A 19,070-nucleotide genomic window follows, 5' to 3' on the forward strand; every position below is an offset into this window, starting at 1 on the left:
GGGTTTTCAGAGAACCCGCATCGCTATTTCCGCCGGTCTCTTGCCCGCCACCCCGGTTGATCCTTCATAATCGTCCGAATGGGGCGTTGGAGATCGACCATGCGCGAACTATCGGCGGAAGCCAGGCTGCACTTCTACGCGCGCTCGCTCTCGCGGCGGACCGGTGCGAGCGTGCATCATGCCGCAATGTACAGCGCCTTCGCCGTCATCGCCGCGATCGTGTTCGGCACGCTGTCGGTACACCCGTTCTGATCACGCTCCGCGCTTGAACGGCGCGACCTCGATCCCTGCATCCTTCAAAGCCTGCCGCAGACCGCGCGCGATGTCGACGGCGCCCGGCGTATCGCCGTGGATGCAGACCGTGTCGGTGCGCATCTTGATGACCTTGCCGGTGACCGAGACCACCGCGCCGTCCTGCACCATGCGCACCACGCGGTCGGCGATGGCCTTGGCGTCATGCAGCACTGCACCGGGCTTCTTGCGCGAGACGAGATTGCCGTCGTCCTCATAGGCGCGGTCGGCGAACACCTCGTGCACCATCGGCAGATTGGCGGCTTCGCCGGCCTTCACCAGCTTGGAATTGGCGAGCACGACGAAAATCAGGCTCGGGTCGACCGCCTTGATGCCGGCGGCGATCGCCTTCGCCGTCATGTCGTCCTCGCAGGCGACGTTGGAGAGCGCGCCATGCGCCTTCACATGCGTTACCTTGTGGCCGGCCGCGGTCGCGATCGCCTGCAGCGCGCCGATCTGGTAGGCGACGAGGTTCTCGATCTCGGAGGCCTTCAGACCCGCGATCGGATGGCGGCCAAAGCCGTGCAGGTCGCGATAGCCAGGGTGCGCGCCGACCGAGACGCCGCGCGCCTTCGCCAGCTCGACCGTTCGGCGCATGATGTCGGGGTCGCCCGCGTGGAAGCCGCAGGCGACGTTGACCGAGCTCGCCAGCTCGATCATGGCGGCATCATTGCCCATCTCCCAAGCGCCAAAACCTTCGCCGAGATCGCAATTGAGATCGATCGTCTTCATGGGTTGCTCTCCGTCTCTGGTCGTCTTGTCGTTTACGGCTCGGCCGCGACCTGCCAGGTCCCGGCGTCGACGGCACTGACAGCATAGCCCGCGACGTTGGCATCGCTGAGCGCTTCGATGTTGAGCGCCACGGTGTCGGCAGAGCGCAGGCGATCGGGCAGGTTGCGGATCAGCTGCGCAAATTTCTTCGCCTCGTCCTGGGCCTCGGCCATGCTGACCGCCTTGAAGCGGAACGCCGTTCCCGCCGAGGTCTGCGCGAGACGGCCGACATCGGCCGTGATCACGGTCGCGATCTTCGGGTAGCCGCCGGAGGTGCCGCGATCCATCATCAGCGCGATCGGCGCGCCGTTGCCGGGCACCTGGATGCTGCCGTTAACCGTGCCGTCGGAGACGATGTTGTGGCCGTGCAAATGTTTGATCGCGGGGCCCTCGAGCCGGTAGCCCATGCGATCGGAGGTCGCCGAGATCTTCCACTCGCTGTCGAGGAACAGCGCCTTGTTGGCGTCGTCGAACTCGTCGTCCTGCGGACCCAGCAGGACGCGGATCGGACCGCTCGACGGCTTCGGCAGTTCGATGCGCTGTTCCGGTGCACCGCTTGCGGCATCGACGCTGAATTCGTCGTCGGCCTGCAGCGGGCGCGGGTAGGGGCTGCCGAGACCGGCACGGGCGTTGACTGCGAGACTGCCGAACACCGGCTCGCCCTTGATCCCGCCTTCGATCGCCAGATAGGTGAACGCACCGCCGCGAGCAAAACCCAGCGTCAGCGTCTCGCCGTCCTTCAGCGTCACCGATGTGTCCGTGGCGACCGGACTGCCGGCGATGTCCGCATTGCGCGGCGCGCCTGAGATCGCGACGCGCACGGCACCGTCGCGCGCGGTGAACGCGGCGCCGAACGGGCCGACCTCGACAGCGGCTGCGAACGGTTCGTTGCCGACAAGCGTGTTCGCCGCCGCGAGCGACAGGCGGTCCATCGCTCCGCTGACCGTCAGGCCATAGCGTTGCGCGCCATGGCGTCCGCCGTCCTGGACCGAGCTTGCGGGCCCGATGCTGGCGATCACGAGCCGGCTCATGCCACCACCTGCTCGGCAATGATCTCGCCGGCCCCGGCAGCGCGGTCCTGTTCCTCGAATGTCTTGTGGTCGATCGCGAAAAACGTCACGCGATCGCCGGGTTCAGTGAGGAAGGTCGGATTGCGGTGGAGCTGATAGGTCCGCACCGGCGTGCGGCCGAGCAGGTGCCAGCCGCTCGGGGCCGCCAGGCACTGGATTCCGGCCTGGATGCCGCCGATCGAGATCGTGCCGGCAGGCGTCAGCAGCCGTGGATTCTGCCGCCGCGACATCTGCAGGGATTTGTCGAGGCCGCTGAGATAGGACCAGCCCGGCGTGAAGCCGATCATGGCAACCTTGTAGTCGCCGGCGACGTGGCGCGCGACGATGTCGTCGGGTGTGGTGTTCAGCGCCTTCGCGACGTCCTCGAGGTCGATGCCGTGCTCGCCGCCATAGGCGACGGGAATTCGCCATCGGCGGGCCTTGGTGGCCGGCGGCAGCGGCCGGCTGGCGAGCGCGAGCAGCTTTTCGCCAAGTTCATCGAAGCCGATCTTGCCGGGATCGTAATGCACCAGCAGCGAGCGATAGGTCGGCACGGACTCGGTGATGCCATCGATCGGACTCGCTGCGAGCGCCTTGTCGAGCGCCAGCACGCGCTGGTTGGCGTCGTCGTCGATGGTACGGCTGAACTCGACCGTGACGGCGCTGTCGCCACTGGGCAGCAGGCGGGGCGGGGGAAGCGTCGCGGACATGGGCTGTCGAAATCGGGCTTCTGGAGATACGCGGGCTCGGCCTTGAGCTCCGCTCGTCCCTGCTTCGCGTAAATGCGCCCGCAAGTCCAATAAATTAATGCAGGGGGAGGCGATAAACCCTTGTTATCGCGACGCATAACAGCGCTGCGGCCCTGCATGATTGGTAGCTTGTTGGCCCTTGACGCAAGGCCCGCACCCCGCAAGATGCGCGTTCTTTCCCGCCCATCCGGAGCTCGTCTGTTTCCATGTCGCTGTCCCCCGAAGCCCGCAAGACCCTCGCCGGCATCACCACTGCCACCATCACCACGGTCCTGCTGAAGAAGGGCCTGCGCAACATCTGGATGCGCGGCGCGCGTCCGCTGCGTCCGGGTCTGCCGCGCCTGGTGGGACCGGCCTTCACGCTGCGCTTCGTGCCGGCGCGGGAGGATCTGGCGACGCCGGAGTCATGGTCGTCGCCGATCTCGACCCGCACCGCGATCGAGGCAATGCCGGAGGGCTGCATCGCCGTGGTCGACGCCATGGGCATCACCGACGCCGGCATCTTTGGCGACATCCTATGCGCGCGCATGATGAAGCGCGGCGTCACCGCACTCGTCACCGACGGTGTCGTGCGTGACGTCGAGGGCGTGCTCGGCACCAACCTGCCGGTCTGGTGCGACGGCTATGCCGCGCCGCCGTCAGTCGCCGGTCTGACCTTCGTCGGCTGGGGCGAGCCGATCGGCTGCGGCGGCGTTGCGGTGTTCCCGAACGACATCGTTGTTGCCGACCAGGACGGCTGCGTGCTGATCCCGCAGGCGATGCTCGAACAAGTGCTCAACGAGGGTGTCGAGCAGGAGCGGATGGAAGCCTGGATCGTCAACGAGGTGAACAATGGCGCGGTGCTCCCGGGCCTCTATCCCATGAACGCCGAGACCAAGGCGCGCTACGCAGCAAGCAAGAAGTAATCGGGAAAGAAGCGAGGTAATCCCAATGGAGATCACTGTTGCAGGCACGCGGCTGACCCGCCGCGCGCCCAAGGAAAATTTCACCGGCACCGTCTGGCAGGACCCGGTGATCATGGCGCCCGCGCCGGCACGGCTGAACTGCTCGCGTGTCTCGTTCGAGCCTGGCGCACGCACCAACTGGCATCATCATCCGCTCGGGCAGACCCTCTACGTCATCTCCGGTGTCGGCCGCGTTCAGACCAAAGGCGGGCCCGTCAGGGAGATCCGTCCCGGCGACACCGTCTGGATTCCGCCGGGTGAGGTGCACTGGCACGGCGGATCGCCGACCAACGGCATGTGCCATATCGCCATGCAAGAAGCGCTCGACGGCGTCTATTCGACGTGGCTGGAGCCGGTGAGCGACGCGGAGTATGGGGCCGCGTTGGGCTAGCTCTCGTGCCCCGGACAAGACGCATCGCCCCGCGGCGATGCGTCGCCGATCCGGGGCCCAAAACTTTTGACGGCATCAGGACTGCTGAGTCCCGGCTCTGCGCAGCAACGCTTCTCGTCGCTGCTTGTCCGGGGCACGACACCTTACATCCGCTCGGCGGTCCACGTTCCCGTGCACATGCTGCCGCGCCACGTGCCGGAGCCGGAGGTGCCGCTGAGGCGGCCGAAGCCGACGGCGCGCTTGATGCCGGTGCTCAAGGTGACATTGATGCTGCCGGCATCCGCGACGCGGCCCGACGCCGTCACCATTGCGCTGCTCGAGGCGATCTGACCGTTGTTGATGCCGATGGCGACGGTCGAGCCGTTGCCGCAGGTCTCGCTCGATGACGAGATGCGGACATTCCATGCGCCGTCGAATGTGCTGGCGCTGGCCTGCGCGGCCGGCAACGCGATGACTATGATTGTGGCGAAGAGAGCCTTGCGAAATCCGTTCATGACACGCCCCTAGGGTTGATTATGCGGGGATCGTGTCACGGACGCGGAACCGGCGATGTGAGGGCTGTCACGCGCGCGACGGGCTCTGTGATGTCGCGCACATCCCGGAAAGCGAGGGGTAAAAGCAAAAGGGCCCGCATTGCGGGCCCTTTGTCTCGGTCAGAGTGTCGCGGGAAGTCAGTTCACCCGCGTCCAGGTCTGGCCGCCGCAGAACATGCCGCCGAAGGCGCAGCCCTGCACGCGCAGGCGATCGGTGCCCTTCAGCGCGATGGTTGAATCGTAGGTCGAGCCGGAGTTCGGATCGAGGATCCGGCCGGACCATTTTGGGTCCTTGTTCTGGTCCTTGCCGGGCTTCATGTTGATCAGAACCTGCTCGCCATTCTGGTTCGATTTCGAATCGACCGAGTAGCCGCAGAGATTGCTGCCGCATTGCTCGATGCGGACCTTGCCTTCCTTCTCCTCGGTGAGCCAGACGCCGAGCGGTGAATTGAGGTCGCGCGTGGCCGCGGTTGCGGGAGCCGGCGGCGCGACGGCGGCCGACTGAACGGGAGCAGGCGCCGGGACAGGAGGCGGAGATGGCGCCGGCGGCGCGACTCCCACCGTCGGGGCAGCACTTGGGGTCGGCTGAGGCGGCGGCACAAGCGCCTCTTCGGCCGGAGCCTTGTTAGCCGTGGTGGCCGGAGGCGCTGGCGGGGCAGGAGGCGCCACGGCCACGGGGGCTTGGACGGGAGCTTGGACAGGGGCCTGCTCGGCCGCCGGCGGCGCCGTGACAGGTGTTGGGGCCGGCGCCGGATCGGCAGGCGGCTGCGGATCAGCCTTGGCCTGTTGCGGTGCCTGCGGGTCCGCTTTGGGAGCCCCCTTGGCATCGTTCTTGGCTTTCTTCGCCTTGCCCTGGCCGGTGTTGTCGTAGACGCCGGGGATCTGCACCGTGCCGCGGTCGGGATCAATGCGGATGGTGCGCCCGCCATAGTCGAAGGTGTACTGCGCCTGCGCAGCGGTGCTCGCCAAAAGGAATGCGGCCGTGGCCAACAGCTTCCTCATTTCGCATCTCCTGAAACAGGTGGTCCCCGCACCGACGCTTACGCCCCGGTTCGATCGCAAAAAGTGATCTAGATCACTGTCACCGTATGAGTCGTGGCTTCTGCGTTTCGGGTTCAATAACACCGGAGCCGGTCCAAAGTTTGGCCGGCACAAGCGACAGGAGGACGCGGCCCTAATCGAACCAGGCGGCGTAGATCTTCTTGTAGCTGCCGTCCTGCATCGAAATATGCAGCCATTGATCGACGAAGGCCTTCAGCGCCATGTCGCGCTGGAGCCAATAGGCCTTCTCGGAAAAATCGAACGGCTTGTCGGGATGCACCGCGCAGAGCACGCCTTGATGCTGCTTCTGCTGGTAGCGCGTCTCCGAGGCGTCGGTCATCATCAGGTCGGCATTGCCCTTGGCGATCTCGTCGAAGATCACGGTATTGTCCGGGAAGACGGTGATGTCGGCGTCCTTGATGTTGGCACGCGCGAAGCGCTCGTTGGTGCCGCCGGGATTGACGATCACGCGGGTGCCCTTCTTGTCGATGTCGGTGATGCTCTGGTATTTGCCGACATCGGCACAGCGCGCGATCGGCGTCTTGCCCTCGCGCATGATCGGCGTGGAGAAGAAGCCCTTCTTCTGCCGGTCGAGCGTGACCGAGACGCCGCCCATGGCGATGTCGAACTGATCGGCCTCGAAATCCTTCATCAGCTTCGGCCAGGCCGTCGGCACGAATTCGACCTTGACGCCGAGCGCCTTGCCGAGTGCCTCCGCCATGTCGACATCGAAGCCACTGAATTGCTGCGTCGTCTTGTCGAGATAGGTGAAGGGCTTGTAGTCGCCGGTCATGCCGACGCGCAAAGTGCCGCGCTTGACTATCTCGTCGAGGCGGGACGGCGCCGTCTGCTGTGCGTGGGCCGAAAGGTTTGCCAGCAGGACCACGGCCAAAGTCGCCAGAATTCGAATGGTCATTCGAACGATCATCTCTTTTCCACCCATGTCCAAGCTGTCATTGTGCAGCTCTCGAGGCCTGTCTTGAGGCCTGGATTTAGACCAGATGCCCGTCTCTGGCGAGGCGGAATTGAAGGGAATTTTGAAGTGACGATCTCAATGTATGACGCCTCGGTCGGACTCTTCGTGCCGTATCTGCGCAACCTCTCCGCACTGCTCGACAAGGGCGTTGCCTATGCCGAGGCCCGGAAGTTCAACCCGGCCGTCCTGCTCGGCATGCGCATGGCGCCCGACATGTACGATCTGGCGCAACAGATCGGCGAGGCCTGTCGCCACGCCACGGTCGCCGCGGCCTTGCTCGCCGACCGCGAGCCGGTGGCGCTGCCGGTGCTGGAGCACGACATGGCCGGGCTCCAGGCCCGCATCGCGACGTCAATCGAGTTCATCGAAAGCCTGCCGCGCGCAGAGATCAATGCTGCGGCGGAGCGGAATGTCTTCTTCAGGCTGAAGAACGGGACCGAGTTGCCCTTCACCGGGCGGACGCTGCTGCTGACCTTCAGCGTTCCGCAGTTCTTCTTTCACGTCACGACCGCCTACGACCTGTTGCGGCACGCAGGCGTCGAGCTCGTGAAGAAGGATTATCTCGGACGACGATAAGCCGAACCGGCATCCACTTCGCGCGAGAGCGCGCTAGGCTTCGCCCTTGCGCTCGTAATCGGCGAGCGAACTGCGGCCGGCGATCTCGCTGCGCAGCTCTTCGAAGCGCCGATGCGCCTCGTCCTCATGCGCGTCGACGAAATGCACCGCGGCTTCGCCGGTCATCGGGCCGCTGACCACGGGCACGGACTGCTCGCCGATGGTCTCGTGGACGTAGAACTGGCCGTCATCGCCGCGATGGACCGTCCATTTCAGACGGATCGCCACCATCGGCCCGGGGCCGACCTTGCTGTAGCCGTCGGCGTCGGCGTGCTCCGGCACCAGCGGCTGCTCCTCGACCACCGGATGCTCGTCGACCATCGGGGGCTCGTCCGCGACCCCATGCTCACCAGCAACCACCATTTCGGTCACGGTGACGGTCTCGGTCTCGCGCACGGTCTCGGTTTCGCGCACGACGAGGACGGGTTCAGGGTGCTCCAGGATGCTGGCGATGGTCGCCAACGCGTGGTCGGTCGGGTCGATCTCTGACAAGGGTCCATCCTCCAGCTCGACGCGGCTGGCAAGTCTGTCCCACTGCCGCCGCGGCCGGACCTATTACGCGGGTTTGATTAAGGCTGAGTGAGGGCTCGATCTGCACCAAAATGGGACTCATTCTGGCGTTCCGAAGGCGGGGGCAGCCGCCCGCCCAGGAGAACCGCCTAGCCCAGAGATGCGCTCAGCCCAGGACATCCTGATTGATGATGTTCTGCCGAATGGGATCGCCGTCCAGCACACTCAGGATGTTGCGCGCGGTCTGCTCGCTCATCCGGCTCACCGCCTCGACCGTGACGCCGGCGACGTGGGGAGCCATGATGACGTTGGGCAGCGCGAACAGCGCGTTGCTGACCGGCGGCGGCTCGACCTCGAACACGTCGATGCCGGCACCGGCGAGCTTGCCCGAGACCAGCGCGTCGTACAGCGCCGCTTCCTTCACGATGCCGCCGCGTGCGGTGTTGATGAGGTAGGATTTCGGCTTCATCCGGCCGATCCGCGCCGCATCGAACAGGCCGACGGTCTCCGGCGTCTTCGGGCAGTGGATGGTGACGAAATCGGCGTGAGGCAGCGCGGCATCGAGGTCGGCGACCGGCTCGCAGCCTGCTGCCTTGATCTCTGCGGCTGCCTTGTAGGGATCATAGACCTGCACATTCATGTCCATCGCCAGGCAGCGCTTGGCGGTGCGGGTGCCGATGCGGCCGAAGCCGATGATGAGGACGGTCTTGCCGTAGAGATCGAACGGCAGCATGCCGAGACGGTCCGCCCATTTGCCGTCTTTCACGCAGGCGTGCATCTCCTGCGCGCGTTTTGCCAGTGTCAGCATCATGAACAGCGCCTGTTCGGCGACCGAGGGCGAGTTCGCGCTGCCGGCGACCATCAGCGGCACCTTGCGGCGGGAGAGGGCGGGGACGTCGACGGCGTCGTAACCGACGCCGATCCGGGTCACCACCTTCATGTCCTTCGAGGCTTCGAGCTCGGTCTCGCCGAAAGCGGTGGCGCCGAGCGCCACGCCATGGACCGGCGCGTGGCTCTTCAGCAAGGCCTCGAAATCCCTGGCGGAGATCAGGTTCGGAAACTCGATGAGCTCGATATCATCTCGCTGGGTGAGGAGGGCGCGCGCCCCTTGCGACAAAGTTTGCGTGACAAAGATTTTCTTCTTGTTGGTCGACATCGTCCCTACCTGCGCGAGTTTCTTGGCCGGCCGTCACAAGACGGCGCCGGTCGCCTCGTTTAGCAGGTGCATATTGTTGAGGTCCATCGCCAAACGTATGGGTGCTCCGTCCTTGGCGCCCGCATTGGGATCGACACGGCCGCAGACGGGCGTGCCTTCCAGTCCGAAATAGACCAGCGTCTCCATTCCCATCGGCTCGGTGACATCAAGCACGGTGTCGAAGGTCTCGACACCCGGCTCGAGATGCGCATGCGATTCCGTGAGATGTTCGGGACGGATGCCGAGCAACAGGTTTTCAGATCGGGGCAGCGCGCTGTAACGGGCGGCGCGGGCCGGCGGCAACGGGAATGAGATGCGATCCGTCAGGCGGACGTTGAGCTTGCCGCCAACGTCCTCGAGACGGCACGGAATGAAGTTCATCGCCGGCGAGCCAATGAAGCCCGCGACGAAGCGCGTCGCCGGCTTGTGGTAGAGCTCGTTCGGGGTGCCGATCTGCTCGATCCGACCCTTGTTCATCACCACGACGCGATCAGCCAGCGTCATCGCCTCGACCTGGTCGTGGGTGACGTAGACCGTCGTGGTGCGCACTTTCTGGTGCACCTTCTTGATCTCGATCCGCATCTGCACGCGCAGCTTGGCGTCGAGATTGGACAGCGGTTCGTCGAACAGGAAGACCTTTGGGTTGCGCACGATGGCCCGCCCCATGGCGACGCGCTGGCGCTGGCCGCCGGAGAGCTGCTTCGGCTTGCGGTCGATCAGGTCGGTGATGTCGAGGAGGCGGGCGGCTTCCGTCACCCGCGCCTTGATCTCGGCCTTGGGATAGTGCTTGAGCCGCAGCCCGAACGACATGTTCTCCGCGACCGTCATATGCGGGTAGAGCGCGTAGTTCTGGAACACCATCGCGATGTCGCGATCCTTCGGCGGCACGTCGTTGACGACGTCCCCGCCGATCATGATGTCGCCGTCGGTGATGTCCTCGAGTCCCGCGATCATCCGCAAGGTCGTCGACTTGCCGCAGCCGGAGGGGCCGACGAGCACGATGAACTCATGGTCTGAGATGTCGAGATCGATGCCGCGCACCGCCTCGACGTCGTCGTACCGCTTGACCACCTTCCGCAACGCAACCTCAGCCATAAGACATCAACCCTTTGTCGCGCCGGCGGTCAGGCCGGCAATGTAATAGTCCATCAGGAAGGCGTAGATGACCAGCGGCGGGGCAGCGCCAAGCAGCGCGCCGGTCATGATCTGCCCCCAGTTGAAGACGTCGCCCTTGATCAGCGTGGTGGTGATGCCGACCGGCAGCACGAGCTGGTCGATGGATGTCGTGAACACCAGCGGATAGAGGAACTGCGCCCAGGACACGGTGAAGGCGAAGATGGTCGCTGCGATCAGGCCAGGGAGGGCAACCGGAATGAAAATCCGCGTCAGGGTCTGGAGCCAGGAGGCGCCGTCGATGAGAGCCGCCTCGTCCAGCTCCTTCGGGATCGAGGCGAAATAACCGATCATGATCCAGGTGCAGAACGGCACGGTCAGCGTCGGATAGATGAACACCAGCACGTACCAGCGGTTGAGAAGGGTGATGCCGGTGACGTCCTGGACCACCGCGAGCATCTTGAACAAGGGAATGAACAGGAGGCTGTCCGGGATCAGATAGGTGAGAAAGACCCCGGTCGCGAGCGTCGCCGAGCCCCAGAACTTCATCCGCGCCAATGCAAACGCCGCCGGAATGCTGATCAGCATCGTCACGATCACGACCACGATCGAGATCATCGACGAATTCCAGAAGAATCGCAGGAACTGGTTCGAGGTCAATAGCTCCACATAGTTCGACAGCGTCGGATGAAATACCCACCACGGATTGGTGGCGGCCGAGATCTCCGCGCTGCTCTTGAGCGAGGTGATCAGCATGTAGATCGGCGGGATCAGGAAGAAGATCGCAAACAGCACCAGGAAAAAGTAGGACCAGCGCAGCGCCCAGGTGCGGTCGCGGCTCATGCTTCGAAGCTTGACCTTGCGTGTCGGTCCGGCCTTGTCGATTGCGAGCGTGCTCATCAGGCTTCGTTCCCACGTTTGTTGACATCGCGCAGGATGAAGACCGCTGCGACGGCGAGGATCGGCACCATGAACAGCGAGACGCAGGCGCCGAGCGGAATGTCGCTGCTCTGGATGCCGACCTGGAACGCCCAGGTGGCGAACAAATGCGTCCGGTCCAGCGGACCGCCGGAGGTGAGGATGCGCACGATGTCGAAATTGGCGAAAGTGACGATCAGCGAGAACAGCGTGGTGATGGCGATGATGTTGCGCATCATCGGCAGGGTGATGTGCCAGATCTTCTGCCACCAATTGGCGCCGTCGATCGCTGCGGCTTCGTAGAGCTGGTCGGGTACGGATTTCAAGGCGGCCAGGTACATGATCAGGAAGAACGGCGCGCCGTACCAGACGTTGACGAGGATGACGGAGAAACGCGCCCAGAAGGTGTCACCGAGCCACGGGATCGGACCGATGCCGAAGAACGACAGCGTATAGTTGAAGGCGCTGTAGGAGGGATCGAACAGCCACAGCCATGCCAGCGTGCTCATCGCCGGTGGGATCACCCAAGGCACCAGCAGCATGCCGCGCCATTTACGTTGCTTCTTGCCGGGAATGTTGTGGACGAAATGCGCGACGATGAAGCCGATCAGCGCCTTGAAGACCACGGCGGTAATCGCAAAAATGCAGGACTGTCTCACCACCATCCAGAACGTTTCGCGCTTGAACAGGAAGGTGAAGTTGCTGAGACCGACGAACTTCGTCATCGCCTTGTTCAGCGTCGCCAGGTAGACCGAATAGAAGGCGGGATAGAGCACGAGCAGGGCGATCAGGAGGATCAGCGGCAGCGTCAGGAAGAACGCGACGGTCGATTTCCGTCCCATTGCATTGCGCAGGCTCGCCCGTTTGCGCGGGCTCGCAGCTCGAGCGGGACGGCCTTGCTCAACGACGACATCGGCCATGACGTTAGCCTCTTTTGCAGGACACGTAGCAGGACATGTAGGACGGCGAAGCCGGCGCAGCCGTCGGCTTCATTCGGCAAGCGGATCGAGCGAGTGTGCCTCGGCGGCTCACGCGCGAAGCGTGAACCGCCATGGCACATACCCGGCTCAGGTTCGCATGAAGCCTTCGCACTCGCCTTCGGCCCAGGCGAGCGCGGTTTCCAACTTCTCTCCTTGCGCAAAGCGCAGCGCCATCTTGGTCAGCGTCGCCTGGAAGTAGATCTGCTGGGCGATCTTCGGCGGCGCCGGAGACGCGGCGATCGACATCGTCTGCTGCTTGTAGGGATCCGGATAGTGGAAGAGCGTGCCCTTCGGCGGCCCTTCCTCGGCCCAGGTCTTGAACTTCGTCATGTTCGCGTAGGCCGGCAGATCGTACCCGCCGCTCGCCGCGACGAACTTCTCGATCGCCGCCGGCGAGGACAGGTGAACAAGCAAGCTCTTGGCCGCTTCCTTGTTTTTGCCAAAGGCCCAGACGCCCCAGAAGTACGGCAGGAAGGGCGCAAAACGTCCCTTCGGACCGGACGGGAAGCCGTGCGTCCAGCACTGTTCGGCGACTTGCGGTGCGTCGCGCTTGGCGACCGCCCAGGCACTCGGCGGATTCAGGATCATCGCCCCGCGGCCCGAGATCAGCCATTTGTTGTTGGAGGCATCGTCCCAGGACGGCGCGTCGGTGGGCAGGACGGCGATCAGCTTCTTGTAGAATTCGAGCGCCTGCCGCACTGCATCGGTCTTGACGGTGATATCGCCCTTGGCGTTGACGAGCTCGGCGCCGAACGACTGGAAGATCGCGCCGGCGGTGTCGACGCTGTCGGTGGTCTCGCCGAGACCGATGCCGAAGGGGAAGCCGGCCTTGTGGCAGGCCTCGGCCGCCTTCAGGAACGTCTCCATGGTCCAGTTGTCTGCTTTTGGCGGAGCGCCGACTGGATACATCTCCTGCACGTCGATGCCGGCGTGTTTCTTCATGAGATCTATGCGGGAGCAGGGGCCCTTGATCTGGCTTCCCGGCGTCGCGGGCACTGCGAGCCATTTGCCGCCCGACCGCCCGAGATATTTGACGGTGTCGTTCACCTCGCCGTTCTGCTTGATGAGCGGCTCCATGACGTCGTTGAGCGGTTCGAGATTCTCGGAATAGGCGTGCGGCCACCAGCTCGGCATCTGGAGAATGTCGTGACCGGACTTGGCCTGGGCTTCGGCCGCTGCCGTCAGCTCGATCTTCTTGTTGTTGCTGGTGATGTAGTCGATCGAGACTTCGACCTTCTCCTTCTCGCCCCATTCCTTGACGAGCGCGGTGGAGGCATCGTTGGCGCCGGGCACCCAGTGGTCCCAGAAGCCGATCGAGAGCTTGCCGGCGGCGTAAGCGCCTCGGACATAGGGCGCCGTGATCAGCGCCGCGGAGGACATTGCAGTGGCAGCCACAAATTGACGTCGCGTCAGTGTCTTGCGTGACATCTCGTTTCCTCGCTTGGGTGTTTTATTGTTCTGGCGTTCCTCTGAACTCTTCCGAGTTCTGCTTTTGATTTTCTTTTCGAAAGTTTCTTGTTCGACGTTTCTTGTTGATGCCGTCGGCTTCGAAGGCAAATTGGTAGCGCGATCAGATCATGATTGATTGCGTCTGTCGAGAAAACCGAACGGCTTGCGCCTAGAACTAACGTTGTGTCCGGGAACGCGGCAGCGCCCTCGACCTCATGCGCGGACCATGAACCACGGCCGGTTGTTTTGCGACGCACACTTGGCGCTGGCGCGCCCGACCGACATGTGCGCAATTACGCCGCAGTTTCCAAGGAGCCTGCATAAGCACCTCGCGGCAAACACTTTTCGGGCGTGGATAGCATTTGTCGGCGCCTAGACCTCGAAGCGGTGAAAACGATAGAGTTGCAGCTGGCGGGTGGTTCTCATCCCCAAGAGCCTAATCAGATCGAGATGGAGACCAGAATGATCAACCCGGCGCCGCCCGCGCGGCTTTACCTGCGACGATGGTTCGCGCTGGGGTCCGTTTTCGTGTTGCTGCTCGGCGCAGCCGCGGTGGCGAATGCTCAAGGCCTGGTCAAAGGGGTTCAGGAAGGAGCGGCGGCCGGGAACAAGGCGGCGGGTCCGGTCGGCGGTGTGCTCGGCGGCGCGATCGGCGGTGTGGTCGGTGTGTTCACCGGCGTGCTCGGCGTTGGCAATAATGGCAATCAGGCGCCTGCCGCCAGAGATCCGAGCAAGGATGCAAGCAAGGATGCGGCCAAGGACGCCAAGCAGGGCGCCGGCAAGGACAAAGATGCCAAGAGCGCCAAGGCGGGCAAGGGCGCCAAGGCGAGCAAGGAGGCGAAGAACGCGCCGCAGGACAAGGATGTCACGGTCCTCACCCAGACCGGCGCGCCGCAATTGACCGCCGACCAGATCGTCACCAACAGCGACTCCTATATCGAGCGGATCAAGACCGAGCTGAACCTCACGCCCGAGCAGGAGAAGCACTGGTACGGTTTCTCGAGCGCCATGCACTACCTCGGGCATAACGGTGCCGAGCGGCTCAACCTGCGGGTTGCGCGCGCCAAGCGGGATCCTCCCGACGACATCGTCGAGCAGATGCGCAACGAGGCCCAATTCCTGATCGACCGCGCTGCCGACCAGCGCAATGTCGCCGACGCCGCCGAGCCCCTCTATTCGAGCCTCGATGACAAACAAAAGCAGGTGTTCGTGCAGGAGATGGTGCGGCTCAGCCACGAACGAGGATTGGATTGATCAAGTGGAATCGGATCGGGCGCGTCGAATTAACGGACCCCGCCACGAATTCGTGAATGCTCTTCGCAATTCGGTTATGATTAGCTTGGGAAGCTGATGGGCGGGGTTGATATGGCGGACGGACTCTCCGTTTTCCTGGTCGAAGACGAGACGTTGATCCGGATGATGATGACGGACATGGTGGAGGAACTCGGCCACCACGTCATCGCGGAAGCGGATAATGTTCGGGACGCCAGCGCTTTCGCCATGACCGCGCAGTACGATCTTGCGATCCTCGACATCAATCTCAAGGGCCTCTACGTCGATCCGGTCGCCGATCTGATCGAGCGTCGCGGGAAGCCGTTTTTGTTCGCCACGGGCTACGGTCCGGAGCTGCTGCCGTCCTTGCTCAGGCGCCGGCCGATCCTGCGCAAGCCGATTTCGATCGATCAGCTCAAGGCGATGATCGATTCGATGTTTCCGGAAGCGGCAGCGAAGACGCCGAACTGAGACCAAAATGAAAATGGCCGCCCATCAGGGGCGGCCATTTCGCGACGGAATTCGTCGCGGCTTCACATCAGGCCGGCGCCGAGATCGATGCCGCGCGCCATCAGGCCGAACGAGGCGACCAGGCCCGTGCAGCAAAACAGCAAGATGGTCTTGAACGAAGAAAACGAAGAATCGGCCAAACGCGTTTCGCTGGTGGCCGGCATCGCGGCGATCGAAATCATGCTCATGTTCATTCCCCCCTTTGTTGCCCCTGAATTGGATCAGGTGGGGAACTCCTAGAGCAAAAAGTTTGACGCGAGCTTTCGAGGGATCGTTAACGAAATCGCAATCGATACCGCATTTTCGGGCACTGGAGTGCGATCACGCGTTTCAGTGGCGCCCGTTCTTCAGCACCGTGGCGATGGTGTGGGCCGTCATGGCGGCGCGGTCCGAAGCGCGCTGGGCTGCGAGGCGGTCACGCGCCTTTTCCTCGATCAAGAGCTCGATCAGGGCCAGCCGCTTGCCCTCGTCGTCCGCCTCGAGCAGCAGGCGGTGATAGCGGTGATAGTCGAAACCCAGATCCTGCTTACGCATGTCACGCCCCCGCAACTACGCCACGCACAAGCTAGGATTGTTTCTCATCCGGGACGTGCGCGCAAGCACGATCCCGCGTCGCGCGCGCGTGCCGCGCAATCAGCTGTGCATGACTGGAACCCGCGGACGGAGGCGCGCGCCGTTTAAGGCTGGTTGTGCTCCGCGAACATCGTCAGGCCGAGGAAACTCGCATCAGGTTTCGTGACCAGTCTGGTCGGGATGTCGCGCAGATAGTCCTGGAAGCGTCCCTTGGCTTCGAAGCGCGCCCGGAATGCGGAGGCTGCGAGGAAGTCAGGAAAGCGCGGCACGATTCCGCCGGCGATATAAACGCCGCCGCGTGCGCCGAAGGTCACCGCGAGATTGCCCGCGACCGAGCCGAGGATGGCGCAAAACATCTCCAGCGTCTTGCGGCTGAGCTCGCAACTGCCTTCCAGGGCGGCCTTCGTGATGGCGGCAGCATCGCGATGCGGCACCTGAGCGCCTTCCACCTCGGCCAGCGCCTCGTACAGGCTTTGCAGGCCCGAACCGGACAACGCGCCACGCTCGATGGAGACATGGCCGAGGCGTCGGCGCATGCACGCGATCACGCGTTCCTCGCGCTCGTCCTCCGCCGGCAGGGTCGCGTGGCCTGCCTCGGTGACGACGGCCAGCCGTGAGCCGTGGCGCTCGACCAGGCAGGACACGCCAAAGCCGGTTCCAGGGCCAACCACCAGCAACGGCTCTCCGGGAAGGCCATCCTGTCCGCCGAGCGGGATCAGGTCGGCGGGCTGCAGGGCGGGCAGGGACCAGGCCACCACCTCGAAATCGTTAAGAACATGGACGCTGTCGAAGCCGAGGGCCGGCTGAAGCTCGTTGCCGTCGATGACCCATGGGCTGTTGGTCATGACGCAGCGGTTGTTGGTCACCGGTCCTGCGACGGCCAGCACGGCCCTTGGGGGCGGTTGGCCGTGGCAGCGACGCGCGAGAACATCGGCAATGGCTTCCCGGACGGTCGGGAAGTCTGCCACTTTGACGTAGTCGATCGGTCCGGTCTGATCGCCCTGACTGAGCGCGAAGCGCGCATTGGTGCCGCCGATATCGGCGAGAAGAATCTGTCCTGTCTTGCCGATGGTCATGTGCGTATGGCTGCCGCAGCCTTTCCGGCTGCGGGAACCGCTTCCTCCGCTCTATCCGATCGCAAGACGCGAACGGCTGTCAGAATCCGTCCCCGGGTGGATCTAGTCAACACGCATCAGCCCAAACCGTTGCATCCCGGGACCGACGGGGCGCATTCGCGCAGATCGCCGCACCTTCTCGTTGGTTGCGAAGCAGCCCGGGAAGATCGACACTGCAGACGTGCCTTCGGCGCCGCTCGCGCGGATGGCCTGGAATGGACCTTGCGATGAAGATTTCCGACCGCGACGTGCTGCTGGTCATCGACGTGCAGAACGATTTTTGCACGGGCGGGGCGCTCGCCGTGCCCGGCGGCGAGAAGGTCGTCCCCGCCATCAATCGGATCGCCCAAAAATTCGCCAATGTGGTGCTGACCCAGGACTGGCATCCCCGCGATCATGTCTCCTTTGCGCCGAACCATGCGGGCAAACAGCCGTTCCAGACCATCGTGCTCGACTACGGCGTCCAGGTGCTGTGGCCGAGCCATTGCGTGCAGGGCACCGCAGGCGCCGAATTTCATCGCGATCTCGACGTCACCCGCGCAAATCTGGTGGTGCGGAAGGGATTTCGGCGCGGCATCGATTCCTATTCGGCGCTGTTCGAGAACGACAGGACAACGCCGACCGGCCTGCTCGGATATTTGCGCGAACGCGAGTTGAACACCGTCTTCGTCGCCGGCCTCGCGTTCGACTTCTGCGTTCGCTTCTCGGCGGACGATGCCCGCAAGGCCGGGTTCGAGGTCGCCGTCATCGAGGACGCCTGCCGCGGCATCGATCTCGACGGCTCGGTGGCCGCGACCCATCAGAGTTTTCGCGAGCGCGGTATTTCGCTCGTCAGCTTCGAGGCCTTCCTGTGAGGACCGTGGGATAGCCATGGCGGAGAAGACCGGCAAACAGCTGCGCGCACCGGAGCCGGTCCCGGATGACCCGCTGCTGTGGCCGTTCGCTGCGGCGCGGATTGCCATGGACGCCTGCTTTGGATGGCTCGAGCGCGGCCCGTCGGAGCTGGCCGACAGCAGCCTGCCTTGGACCACGCCCAACTCCGTCGCGCTGGAGCTTGCGACCATGCGCCTGCGTAATTGCGCGCGGACGGGGGCCGGCCAGCCGGCACTGGTCTGCGCGCCCTATGCGCTGCACCGGGCCCTGATCGCCGACTTCGCGCCCGGCCACAGCGTTGTGCAGTCCCTGCAAAATGGCGGCATCGACCGGGTCTATCTCACCGACTGGCGCTCGGCCGCACCCGACATGCGCTATCTCTCGATCGACAGCTATCTCGGTGATCTCAACGTCGCCATCGACGAAATCGGCGCGCCGGTCGATCTCGTCGGCCTGTGCCAGGGTGGCTGGCTCTCGCTGCTCTATGCGGCGCGCTTTCCCGCCAAGGTGCGGCGGCTGGTACTGGCTGGCGCGCCCGTCGACCTCTCCATTGACTCCAGGCTGTCGCAGCTCGCCCGCAACGCGCCGGAGATGGTCTACGACCAGCTCGTCGCCCGCGGCGGCGGCAATGTCAGCGGCGAAGAGATGCTGCGGCTCTGGTCGAAGGCACCGAGCCGCGACGACATCGCGACGGCGCTGCAGAGCGACCTCTCCGGCGAGGACGGTGCGGCGCTGCTGGCACGCTTCGAGCGCTGGAATGCCGAGCCCCTCAATCTGCCCGGCACCTACTATCTCGAGATCGTCAACTGGATTTTCCGGGAGAACCGGATCGCGCGCGGCCAGTTCACGGCACTCGGCCGCGGGATTGATCTGAAGGACGTCAAGGCGCCGGTCTTCCTTTTGGCCGGACTCGATGACGACGTCGTGCCGGCTGCGCAGGCGCTCGCCACCGCCGGCTTGCTCGGCACACCGCCGGCGTTCATTGCGGCGGCCTCCCAGCCCAGCAACCATCTTGGCCTGTTCATGGGCGCGCGGACCCACGCCCATGCCTGGCCCCGGATCGCCGAGTGGCTGCGCGACGATCTGCCCGGCATGCTGGCGCGCAGAGCCTGAGACTGCCTCAAGGGCACGGCCGGGCAGCGAAGCTGCAAATCCGTTATGCATGCCGTTGAATGGCCTGCACGGGGCCATGTCGATGGGTT

23 protein-coding genes are annotated in these 19,070 nt (G+C 64.2%); 8 read left to right on the plus strand and 15 right to left on the minus strand.

The annotated features are described in order from the left end of the window. The first annotated feature begins 99 nt into the window (after window positions 1-99). Complete coding sequence (locus IVB54_RS19880) at window positions 100-252, plus strand: hypothetical protein (protein ID WP_007590908.1); 153 nt, start codon at window positions 100-102, stop codon at window positions 250-252. On the opposite strand, the gene IVB54_RS19885 is transcribed toward IVB54_RS19880, so the two are convergent. Genes IVB54_RS19885 through pxpB form a run of 3 tightly spaced genes read right to left on the minus strand, consistent with a single transcriptional unit; the run spans window position 253 to window position 2,821 of the window. Next, the gene (locus tag IVB54_RS19885; protein WP_018457913.1) at window positions 253-1,023 is read right to left on the minus strand and encodes a 5-oxoprolinase subunit PxpA; all 771 of its coding nucleotides are present in this window, start codon (window positions 1,021-1,023) and stop codon (window positions 253-255) included. Between the two features lie 32 nt (window positions 1,024-1,055). Further along, a complete protein-coding gene (locus IVB54_RS19890) occupies window positions 1,056-2,093 on the minus strand; it encodes a biotin-dependent carboxyltransferase family protein (RefSeq protein ID WP_018457912.1) in 1,038 nt (345 codons plus the stop codon). Further along, complete coding sequence (gene pxpB, locus IVB54_RS19895) at window positions 2,090-2,821, minus strand: 5-oxoprolinase subunit PxpB (protein WP_018457911.1); 732 nt, start codon at window positions 2,819-2,821, stop codon at window positions 2,090-2,092. Before pxpB ends, IVB54_RS19890 begins: the two co-directional genes overlap by 4 nt. Window positions 2,822-3,066: 245 nt before the next feature. On the opposite strand from pxpB, the gene IVB54_RS19900 reads away from it, so the two are divergent. After that, window positions 3,067-3,765, plus strand: a complete 699-nt coding sequence (locus IVB54_RS19900) for a ribonuclease activity regulator RraA (RefSeq protein WP_018457910.1) — start codon at window positions 3,067-3,069, stop codon at window positions 3,763-3,765. A 25-nt stretch (window positions 3,766-3,790) separates the two neighbouring features. Beyond that, window positions 3,791-4,195, plus strand: a complete 405-nt coding sequence (locus IVB54_RS19905; protein ID WP_018457909.1) for a cupin domain-containing protein — start codon at window positions 3,791-3,793, stop codon at window positions 4,193-4,195. A gap of 143 nt (window positions 4,196-4,338) precedes the next feature. Here the strand turns inward: IVB54_RS19905 and IVB54_RS19910 are convergent, their stop codons facing one another. From IVB54_RS19910 to IVB54_RS19920, 3 genes are all read right to left on the minus strand, one after another. Then, on the minus strand, window positions 4,339-4,689 hold the full coding sequence (locus IVB54_RS19910; protein WP_007590916.1) for a hypothetical protein: 351 nt from the start codon (window positions 4,687-4,689) through the stop codon (window positions 4,339-4,341). 177 nt (window positions 4,690-4,866) lie between these two features. Beyond that, the gene (locus tag IVB54_RS19915) at window positions 4,867-5,730 is read right to left on the minus strand and encodes a DUF2147 domain-containing protein (protein WP_018457908.1); all 864 of its coding nucleotides are present in this window, start codon (window positions 5,728-5,730) and stop codon (window positions 4,867-4,869) included. 172 nt (window positions 5,731-5,902) lie between these two features. Next, on the minus strand, window positions 5,903-6,685 hold the full coding sequence (locus IVB54_RS19920) for a transporter substrate-binding domain-containing protein (protein ID WP_018457907.1): 783 nt from the start codon (window positions 6,683-6,685) through the stop codon (window positions 5,903-5,905). A 138-nt stretch (window positions 6,686-6,823) separates the two neighbouring features. Here IVB54_RS19920 and IVB54_RS19925 point away from each other — a divergent pair, with 138 nt between their 5' ends. After that, window positions 6,824-7,321: a DUF1993 domain-containing protein gene (locus tag IVB54_RS19925; RefSeq protein ID WP_018457906.1), complete on the plus strand. Its 498-nt coding sequence runs from the start codon at window positions 6,824-6,826 to the stop codon at window positions 7,319-7,321. Between the two features lie 33 nt (window positions 7,322-7,354). Here the strand turns inward: IVB54_RS19925 and IVB54_RS19930 are convergent, their stop codons facing one another. From IVB54_RS19930 to IVB54_RS19955, 6 genes are all read right to left on the minus strand, one after another. After that, window positions 7,355-7,852 (minus strand): hypothetical protein, encoded by a 498-nt coding sequence (locus IVB54_RS19930; protein ID WP_026233461.1) that lies wholly within the window; start codon window positions 7,850-7,852, stop codon window positions 7,355-7,357. 184 nt (window positions 7,853-8,036) lie between these two features. Beyond that, window positions 8,037-9,026 (minus strand): hydroxyacid dehydrogenase, encoded by a 990-nt coding sequence (locus IVB54_RS19935; protein WP_018457904.1) that lies wholly within the window; start codon window positions 9,024-9,026, stop codon window positions 8,037-8,039. Window positions 9,027-9,059: 33 nt separating this feature from the next. Further along, window positions 9,060-10,160: a sn-glycerol-3-phosphate ABC transporter ATP-binding protein UgpC gene (gene ugpC, locus IVB54_RS19940; RefSeq protein ID WP_018457903.1), complete on the minus strand. Its 1,101-nt coding sequence runs from the start codon at window positions 10,158-10,160 to the stop codon at window positions 9,060-9,062. A 6-nt stretch (window positions 10,161-10,166) separates the two neighbouring features. After that, window positions 10,167-11,078: a carbohydrate ABC transporter permease gene (locus IVB54_RS19945; protein WP_018457902.1), complete on the minus strand. Its 912-nt coding sequence runs from the start codon at window positions 11,076-11,078 to the stop codon at window positions 10,167-10,169. Next, the gene (locus IVB54_RS19950) at window positions 11,078-12,016 is read right to left on the minus strand and encodes a sugar ABC transporter permease (RefSeq protein WP_007590928.1); all 939 of its coding nucleotides are present in this window, start codon (window positions 12,014-12,016) and stop codon (window positions 11,078-11,080) included. The genes IVB54_RS19945 and IVB54_RS19950 overlap by 1 nt, the downstream gene beginning before the upstream one ends. Before the next feature lie 147 nt (window positions 12,017-12,163). Then, window positions 12,164-13,504, minus strand: a complete 1,341-nt coding sequence (locus tag IVB54_RS19955) for an extracellular solute-binding protein (protein ID WP_026233460.1) — start codon at window positions 13,502-13,504, stop codon at window positions 12,164-12,166. A 483-nt stretch (window positions 13,505-13,987) separates the two neighbouring features. On the opposite strand from IVB54_RS19955, the gene IVB54_RS19960 reads away from it, so the two are divergent. Further along, window positions 13,988-14,779: a Spy/CpxP family protein refolding chaperone gene (locus IVB54_RS19960; protein ID WP_018457899.1), complete on the plus strand. Its 792-nt coding sequence runs from the start codon at window positions 13,988-13,990 to the stop codon at window positions 14,777-14,779. A gap of 111 nt (window positions 14,780-14,890) precedes the next feature. Then, window positions 14,891-15,268: a response regulator gene (locus IVB54_RS19965; RefSeq protein WP_026233459.1), complete on the plus strand. Its 378-nt coding sequence runs from the start codon at window positions 14,891-14,893 to the stop codon at window positions 15,266-15,268. Window positions 15,269-15,330: 62 nt separating this feature from the next. Here the strand turns inward: IVB54_RS19965 and IVB54_RS19970 are convergent, their stop codons facing one another. From IVB54_RS19970 to glk, 3 genes are all read right to left on the minus strand, one after another. Then, window positions 15,331-15,495 carry a hypothetical protein gene (locus tag IVB54_RS19970; RefSeq protein ID WP_162847220.1) on the minus strand — a complete coding sequence of 55 codons (165 nt, stop codon included), beginning with the start codon at window positions 15,493-15,495 and terminating at the stop codon, window positions 15,331-15,333. Between the two features lie 142 nt (window positions 15,496-15,637). Continuing rightward, the gene (locus tag IVB54_RS19975) at window positions 15,638-15,841 is read right to left on the minus strand and encodes a hypothetical protein (protein WP_018457896.1); all 204 of its coding nucleotides are present in this window, start codon (window positions 15,839-15,841) and stop codon (window positions 15,638-15,640) included. Between the two features lie 143 nt (window positions 15,842-15,984). Further along, complete coding sequence (gene glk, locus IVB54_RS19980; RefSeq protein WP_018457895.1) at window positions 15,985-16,956, minus strand: glucokinase; 972 nt, start codon at window positions 16,954-16,956, stop codon at window positions 15,985-15,987. Between the two features lie 254 nt (window positions 16,957-17,210). Between glk and pncA the strand changes: the two genes are divergently transcribed. Together pncA and IVB54_RS19990 are read left to right on the plus strand one after the other, a co-directional pair. Then, a complete protein-coding gene (pncA, locus tag IVB54_RS19985) occupies window positions 17,211-17,849 on the plus strand; it encodes a bifunctional nicotinamidase/pyrazinamidase (protein WP_018457894.1) in 639 nt (212 codons plus the stop codon). A 16-nt stretch (window positions 17,850-17,865) separates the two neighbouring features. Next, window positions 17,866-18,981: an alpha/beta fold hydrolase gene (locus tag IVB54_RS19990; RefSeq protein WP_018457893.1), complete on the plus strand. Its 1,116-nt coding sequence runs from the start codon at window positions 17,866-17,868 to the stop codon at window positions 18,979-18,981. Window positions 18,982-19,070: the final 89 nt, after the last annotated feature.

The organism is Bradyrhizobium sp. CW1 (assembly GCF_023100665.1).
Classification (GTDB): domain Bacteria; phylum Pseudomonadota; class Alphaproteobacteria; order Rhizobiales; family Xanthobacteraceae; genus Bradyrhizobium; species Bradyrhizobium canariense_D.